Source organism: Candidatus Delongbacteria bacterium, from assembly GCA_041675285.1.
GTDB lineage: Bacteria > CAIWAD01 > CAIWAD01 > CAIWAD01 > CAIWAD01 > CAIWAD01.
In genome coordinates this window covers 22,793-30,248 of record JBAYTZ010000025.1, presented here as the reverse complement: position 1 = coordinate 30,248, position 7,456 = coordinate 22,793, and the positions used below count along the sequence as shown (strand labels likewise).

General features: G+C 69.1%; 7 protein-coding genes. 6 read left to right on the top strand and 1 reads right to left on the bottom strand.

All coding sequences use genetic code 11. The annotated features are described in order from the left end of the window. Positions 1–18: 18 nt before the first annotated feature. Positions 19–1,002: a T9SS type A sorting domain-containing protein gene (locus WC326_16010; protein ID MFA7332573.1), complete on the bottom strand. Its 984-nt coding sequence runs from the start codon at positions 1,000–1,002 to the stop codon at positions 19–21. 432 nt (positions 1,003–1,434) lie between these two features. Here WC326_16010 and WC326_16005 point away from each other — a divergent pair, with 432 nt between their 5' ends. Genes WC326_16005 through nrdR form a run of 6 tightly spaced genes read left to right on the top strand, consistent with a single transcriptional unit; the run spans position 1,435 to position 7,456 of the window. Further along, positions 1,435–2,745, top strand: a complete 1,311-nt coding sequence (locus tag WC326_16005) for a hypothetical protein (GenBank protein ID MFA7332572.1) — start codon at positions 1,435–1,437, stop codon at positions 2,743–2,745. Beyond that, positions 2,742–3,980 carry a hypothetical protein gene (locus tag WC326_16000; GenBank protein ID MFA7332571.1) on the top strand — a complete coding sequence of 413 codons (1,239 nt, stop codon included), beginning with the start codon at positions 2,742–2,744 and terminating at the stop codon, positions 3,978–3,980. The genes WC326_16005 and WC326_16000 overlap by 4 nt, the downstream gene beginning before the upstream one ends. Before the next feature lie 39 nt (positions 3,981–4,019). Beyond that, a complete protein-coding gene (locus WC326_15995) occupies positions 4,020–5,270 on the top strand; it encodes a tetratricopeptide repeat protein (GenBank protein MFA7332570.1) in 1,251 nt (416 codons plus the stop codon). Beyond that, entirely contained in the window at positions 5,255–5,704 is a 450-nt protein-coding gene (locus tag WC326_15990) for an RpiB/LacA/LacB family sugar-phosphate isomerase (GenBank protein MFA7332569.1), read from the top strand. Before WC326_15995 ends, WC326_15990 begins: the two co-directional genes overlap by 16 nt. Positions 5,705–5,714: 10 nt before the next feature. Beyond that, the gene (glyA, locus tag WC326_15985) at positions 5,715–7,007 is read left to right on the top strand and encodes a serine hydroxymethyltransferase (protein MFA7332568.1); all 1,293 of its coding nucleotides are present in this window, start codon (positions 5,715–5,717) and stop codon (positions 7,005–7,007) included. Then, on the top strand, positions 7,004–7,456 hold the full coding sequence (gene nrdR / locus WC326_15980; GenBank protein MFA7332567.1) for a transcriptional regulator NrdR: 453 nt from the start codon (positions 7,004–7,006) through the stop codon (positions 7,454–7,456). Before glyA ends, nrdR begins: the two co-directional genes overlap by 4 nt.

Below are 7,456 nucleotides of genomic sequence, written 5' to 3'. Positions count from 1 at the left end.
GTCAGGAATGCGTGGCGCTTACTTGGTCAGCACCAGGCGGCTCACCTGCTGGCCGGAGACCGTGCTCAGGCGGGCCAGGTAGAGACCGGAGGGCAGGTTGCCGGCGTTGAAGGCGACCTGATGGGAACCAGCGCTCAGCATGCCGTCCACCAGGGTGGAGACCAGCTGGCCGTTCAGGTTGAAGATCGACAGCTCCACGTTGCCCGTCTCCGCCAGCTCCACGGCCAGGGTGGTGGTGGGGTTGAAGGGGTTCGGGAAGGCGCGGATCAGGTCCGGGCTGACGGGCAGCGGCTGGGCTTCCACCTCGCCGTCATCCGTGAAGCAGACTTCGCCGTGGATGAAATCTTCGCCGATGCCGTCGTCATCCAGCGAGCCGGCGAAGACGTGGAAGGTGAAGCACAGCACGTCGGCGTTCAGGTCTTCCAACTGGCCCAGGTTGTTCAGGCTCAGCTCGAAGTCCGGCGTGGCGGCCACGGGCGTGTAGAAGTAGGGGCCCATGAAGGCGGGCAGATCGGCGCCGAAGCAGCGATACATCCGGTTCACGGGGCCGCTGAACTGGCTCACCCGGTAGACGCCGTCGTTCTCGCCCATGCCGGCGATCACGTCGTACAGACCGTCCTGGTCGAAGTCGAAGGCGATCAGGATGGATTCGGACTCGGCCAGCATGGGATAGTCCTGGCCGCCGTTCATCACCAGCCAGGGGCTGGAGAAGCCGTCGATGCCGTCCCCGTCGGCGTCGCCGGCGATGCCGAAGAAGTCCAGGCCGACGTGCAGCTGACCGGCCAGACGATCCAGCTCGAAGTTGGCCGAGGCGAGGTCCCAACCGGAGACGGTTCCGGGAGGCGCGTTATAGGTCGGCACCGCGGCGTCGCCCAGCGGATCGCCCACGGACACGACGTCCGTTCCATTGAAGTCCGTCGGCACCACGCCCGTGAAGGTGATGGCGAAGGCCGCCGGACCCAGCACAAGGACGCTGAAGGCGCAAGAAAGAAGCTTCCTCATCGATCGTTCCCCCATCTCAAATTGCGAATGTTCCAGAGCTGTTCTTTTCCTGGTTGGCGGACCCTCCCCAACAGTGGATCCGCCGGCACAAGCCCGTTTGAAGCAAGACTTGTGCCATTTCCGCAAATGATGACAGTCAAAGACTTCGACTTATCGCAAAGCTAACATTCAACGGAACAGGCCCGATTCTGGTCAGAGCCCGCCGCATTTTGAACAAGCTGTCCACCGCCTCGTAGCTTTGACTCAGCTTGCGCGGCCCCTTTCTGGTCCCGCGCTCCATTCAGGATCGCTTCGGAGCCCGGGCCCGCTCCGCGCCCCTCGCCGCCGGCCGCCGACTCCGGACGGGCGCCCCGCGCGCCCTGGCCCAAGCTTGGATCCCCCTCGGGCCGTGGCTATATTGCGCGCCACGTATTCCAGGATCGGACACCGCCTGTGCAACGCTTGCCCCTCTTCAGCACCCTGGTCGCCTGCCTGCTTCCGGCCGTGCTGCTCACGTCCTGCGACGAGTCGGAGAGCACCCTGGGCGGTCGGCCCGGCGGTCAGGCCATTTCCTTGACCGATTCCGTCGAGGTGGGCGTGCTGAGCGCCTTCCACCTGCCCCAGAGTCTGGTGGCCGCGGCCCGCCACGTGGTGGGGCGCAGCGACAGCCTGGGGTTGGAGTCCGTGCTGCTGCTGCGGCTGGACTACACGCCCTATGAGGACTGGACCGATCCGCCGGAGGGCGCGCCCGCGATCCAGCTGTCCTTCAAGATGGACCACAGCGCGGCCCTGGCCTGGTTCCCCCAGCGCAGCACGACGGCGCCGGAGCCCGGCGAGTCGGCCAATTACATTGATCTGGATGTCCTGCTGCTGCGCGACAGCGTGGGCTACGAGGACGTGGGCTGGGAGGACTTTTTCAGCGACACGCTGCTCACCCAGTCGGTGCTGGACCGGATCAGCTTCCGCATCAGCGACGCCGACACGGCCTTCGGGGAGGATTCGGACCCGCTCAGCGGGCGGCGCACCTACCGCGGCCTGCCCACCTGGTGGTTCCAGCACGCGGACACCACGGCCCGCTGGCTGATGGTGCGCGCGGCCGCCGGGCAGCAGGGCTTCATGCCTCTGCTGGGCGCGGGCTACACCAGCCTGCTGCGGCCCGGGCTGCGCATCGCCAGCCAGCAGATCGACTCGGTCTACGTGGACAACGTGGCCGTGGCGGACACCAGTTTCGACACCACCTTCGTGGCGGCCACCTGGCAGACCAGCCTGGTGCGGGACACGGCCCATCCGCCGCGGCCCTCGCTTTCCACGGGCTGGGCGGGCCAGGTCTTCACGGTCCTGCCGGCCTTTCCGCCCAACCCCGACAGCAGCCTCTACGATCCGCTCACCTCAAGCTTGGTGGAAGCCTGGCTGAAGGTGCCGCTGGGTTTGCCGGGCTTCAACCTGGCGGGGACCAAGGTCAACCTCTACGCCGTCGGGCTGGGGGATTCCGCCGGCGTGGACGTGGAGTCCGACCAGTTGATCGCCTCGGACTTTGCCGACGATTCCACCCAGGTGCTGACCTTCAACCTGACTTCGCACCTGCGCCGGGTCTGGGTGGAGGACGACACGCTGCACAACACGGATCCCATTCCGCTGGTGCTGAAAATCGACGACTACAACCTGCTGCAGCTGCGCCAGCTGCGGCTGGCCGACCCCGCCCTGGAGCGGCCGCGGCTGGTCTACTCGCTCTCCCAGGCGCCGGAAGGCTGGGTGCGGCCATGAGCGCGCTCCGACTCTCCCTCTGGCTGGGACTGGGCCTGCTGCTGCTGCCGCCGGCCCAGGCCGTGGGGCCGCTCACCCAGGCCCCGTGGGGCGAACCGCTCTGGGCGGGCTCCGCGGCGGAGCTGGGCCGCGGCGGCGCCGGCCTGGCCCTGCTGGATTCCACCCGCCTCTCGCTCAGCAACCCGGCCTTGTTCCACTCCGGCCGCCTGACCCGCTTCACGACGGGCTTCGGGCTGACGCGTTCGAAGGTCGAGGCGGGCGGGCAGTCCGAGCTGATGAGCGCGGGGCATTTCGACTCCCAGGCCCTGGGCGTCCCGTTGCTCTGGCAGGACCTGCACGCGGGCTTCATCCTCAATCCGCTGACGAGCATGGATTACCTCCAGGCCGAGCGCCTGCTGGACGGCGCGGGCCGGGAATACGTCAGCTCGCTCAAGGGCGGCGGCGGCCTCAGCCGGGCGGGCCTGGTGTTCTCCCGGGCCTGGGGCGGCCGGCTGCGCACGGGCGTGGACCTGGGCGTGGTGTTCGGCAGCGTGCTGGAGGAGTGGAAACTCTTCTATCCCGAGACGGCCCCGCCCTACGACAGCTGGGTGGAACAGCGCCGCTCGCTTTTGGGCTTCCAGCCCAAGTTCGGCCTGCACTGGCTGGCCCGGCCGGAGCTGGGACTGGGCCTGGGCCTGACGGTCACGCTGCCCAGCCAGGGCGACCTGACCGTGGACGTGGAGAACCCGGGCAACGGCGTGGACGACGAGGTGCTCTCGCAGCGCGTGGACCTGCCGGGCGAAGCCGCCCTGGGGCTGGCCTGGCGCCGGGGCGGGCTGGACTGGTTGCTGGACCTGCGCCTGCAGGACTGGAGCGACGTGCCCCTCGGTCTGACGAACCTGCCGGCCCAGGCCCGGGTGGACCGCCCGCTGGGCCTGGCCCTGGGCGTGGAGCTGCCCGCGCTGCCCGACTTCAACGCCCCCTGGCCGCGGCGCGTGACCTGGCGCGCCGGTCTGCGCCACCAGGAGTGGTACGCGCGGCAGGAAGTGGCGGCGGGACGCTGGGCGGACCTGAGCACGCTGCTGGTCACGCTGGGCGCGGGCGTGCCCCTCAAGGCCCACGGCACCTGGCTGGACCTGGCGCTGGAGGCCGGCCGCACGGGCAGCGGGGAGTCCGGCGCCCTGCAGGAGGATTTCGTTCGGCTGCGGCTGGGCCTCAGCGCCCGCGATCTCTGGTTCCTGCGCCCGACCTATTGATCCGAATCACGAACCGACTGACTGTGGAGGAGTACCGTCATGCGTCACCTTCTGCCCCTGCTGGTGGCTGTCCTGCTGTTGGGTTCGGCCTGCAACCAGGCCTACCAGACCACCCAGGCGCCGGCGCCCCAGGCCAGTGAGGCCCTCAGCGAAGAGCAACTCAAGGCCCGCGAACTGGAGATGAAAAAGGCGCTCAGTTTCGCCCACGAGTACTACAAGCAGGGCAACTACGGGGAAGCCAAATCCTATTACCTGAAGGCCTTCGCGCTGGACGACGCCAAGACGCTGGCTCCGCACCTCAAGCGCCTGGCCACCTGCTACAGCAGCCTGGGCGACGCCGACTCCGCCCGCGTGATCCTGCGCCAGGCCGTGGAGCTGCAGCCCGATTCCTGGTACGAGCACCGCACCCTGGGCTCGCTCTTGATGGCCTCCGGCGACAAGGAGGGCGCCTTCGCCGAATTCCAGGCCGCCGCGGCCCTCAAGGCCGACGACTGGGAATCCCACCGCGACATGATGCGCATGCTTAAGGACAAGGCCGCCGAGGCCGAGGGCACCACGGGCTGGGACGCCGTGATCGCCGAGCTGGACCAGCTCATCGCCCTGCGTCCCGAGGACCAGGAGTGGGGCAAGCTGAAGGACGAGATCCTCTCCGCGCACTACGATCCCGAGGAGCTGATCGCCTCGCTGCGTCAGAACCACCAGCAGTTCCCGGACGACGCCAAGATCACCCAGAAGCTGGCCACGGCGCTGGTGGAGTTCGCCACCCCCGAGAGCTACCGCGAGGCCCTGCCCCTGCTGGATGGGCTGATCGCTGCCCAGCCCGAGCAGGTCCGTTTCCTGGACCTGAAGGCCACGGCCTTGGAGGGCCTGGGGCGGATCGAGGAGGCGGCCGGCCTCTTGGCCAAACTCTTCGAGCTCAAGCCCGGCCAGACCGAGATTCCGGCCCGGATCGGCGAGCTGTTCTTGAGCCAGAACAACCTGCGCCAGGCCCGGCGCTGGGCCTTGAAGAGCAAGGCCAGTTTCCCGGGCTACGGCAAGGGCGGCCTGCTGCTGGGCCGGGTCTGCGAAGCCGCCGTGGACGCCTGCGCGGGCAAGGACCTGACCTTCGACGACAAGCTGGTCTACGAGCTGGCCGCCAAGGAGTACGACGCGATCAGCGATCCCGCCGCCAAGGGCCAGGCCCGCCAGCGCCGCCAGGCCCTGGAGGAGGTGCTGCCCTCCGCCGAGGACCGCTTCTTCAACAAGTACGACCGCCCGCGCAAGGACTGCTACAAGTGGCTGCTGGAGTAATCGGCCTGGCCGCCGACCACGCGGCCTGGGATCTCAAGCGCGCGCTGGCCGCCCGCCTGCACGCCCTGGGCTGGACGGTGCGCGACTTCGGCACGCACGGCCCCGCCGCCTGCGACTATCCCGACGTGGTGGTGCCCTGCGCCCAAGCCCTGGCCCGCGGCGAGCTGGACCTGGCCGTGGTGGCCTGCGGCTCGGGCATCGGCGCCTCGATCAGCGCCAACAAGGTGCAGGGCGTGCGCGCGGCCCTCTGCCTGGAACCGGAACAGGCCCGCCTGTCCCGGCGCCACAACGACGCGCGCTGTCTGGTGCTGGCCGCCCGCCTGCGCGACGAGGAGCAAAACCTCGCGCTGCTGGAGGCCTGGCTGGCGGAGGACTTCGAGGGCGGCCGCCACGAGCGGCGCATCCGGCTCCTCCACGAACTGACCCAATGCTAGAGGTTGTCCCATGTCCATCCTGAGCCAACGCGACCCGGAGGTCTGGAACCTGCAAGTGGCGGAACTGGCCCGCCAGCGCGGCACCCTGGAGATGATCGCCAGCGAGAACTTCACCTCCCGGGCGGTGATGGAGGCCCAGGGCGGCGTGATGACCAACAAATACGCCGAGGGCTATCCGGGCAAGCGCTACTACGGCGGCTGCGAGTGCGTGGACGGCGTGGAGGACCTGGCCCGGGAGCGCGCGCGCCGGCTCTTCGACTGCGAGTACGCCAACGTCCAACCCCACTCGGGCAGCCAGGCCAACATGGCCGTCTACATGAGTTTCATCCAGCCCGGCGACACGGTGCTGGGGATGGATCTGGCCCACGGCGGCCACCTGACCCACGGCTCGCCCGTCAACTTCTCCGGCCGGCTCTACCGCTTCGTCTCCTACGGCGTGCAGCGCGAGACGGGGCGCATCGACTACGACCAGCTGGCCCAGCGGGCCCGCGAGCACAAGCCGCGGCTGATCGTGGCCGGCGCCAGCGCCTACCCGCGCGAGATCGACTTCGCCCGCATCCGGGCGGTGGCCGACGAGGTCGGCGCCTACTTCTTTGTGGACATGGCGCACATCGCCGGCCTGGTGGCCGTGGGCGAGCACGTCAGCCCGCTGCCCCACGCCCACGTGGTGGCCTCCACCACCCACAAGACCCTGCGCGGGCCGCGCGGCGGCCTGATCCTGCTGGGCAAGGACTACGACAACGTCCACGGCGACGTGGCCGCCAAGAGCGGACGGATGAAACAGCAGAGCGAAATCGTGGACAGCGTCGTGATGCCCGGCGTGCAGGGCGGCCCGCTCATGCATGTGATCGCCGCCAAGGCCGTGGCCTTCGGCGAGTGCCTGGAGCCCGAGTTCGCCGGCTACATCCGCCAGGTGAAGGCCAACGCCCGCGCGCTGGCCCAGGGCCTGGTGGAGCAGGGCTACCAACTGGTCTCCGGCGGCACGGACAACCACCTCCTGCTGGTGGATCTCACCGACAAGGAGATCAGCGGCAAGGCCGCGGAGAAGGCCCTCGAGGAGGCCGGCATCACGGTGAACAAGAACATGGTGCCCTTCGACGAGCGCAGCCCGCTGATCACCTCGGGCATCCGCATCGGCACGCCGGCCCTGACCTCCCGCGGGATGAACGAAGACGCCATGCGGACCATCGCCGGGTTGATCCACCGCGGCATCCGCTCCGCCAAGGATCCCCAGGAGCTGGCCCGGATCCGCGCCGAAGCCGCCGAACTGGCCGCCGCCCATCCCCTTTATCCCGGCCTATGAGGTGCCCGGCGTGCGGCCATGACGAGGACCGGGTGCTGGACAGCCGGCCCGCTCGCGACGGCGCGGCCATCCGGCGCCGCCGGGAGTGCAGTTCGTGCCAGACGCGCTTCACCACCTGGGAGTACATCGAGGGCACCCAGCTGACGGTGGTGAAGACCGACGGCGGACGCGAGGTCTACTCCCGGGCCAAGCTCGGCCGCGGGCTGGAGCGGGCCCTGATCAAGCGCCCCCACACCGAGGAGCAGATCCGCGAGCTGGTGGCCCGGATCGAGCGCGCCATCCTGGCCAGCGGCGCGGCCACCGGGGAGATCAGCTCCAGCGAACTGGGGGAGATCGTGCTCGAGGAGCTGCGCTCCTTCGACGAAGTGGGCTACATCCGCTTCGCCTCCGTCTACCGCCGCTTCCAGGACGTGCGCGAATTCGTCCAGGAACTCAAAGTCTTCGATTGA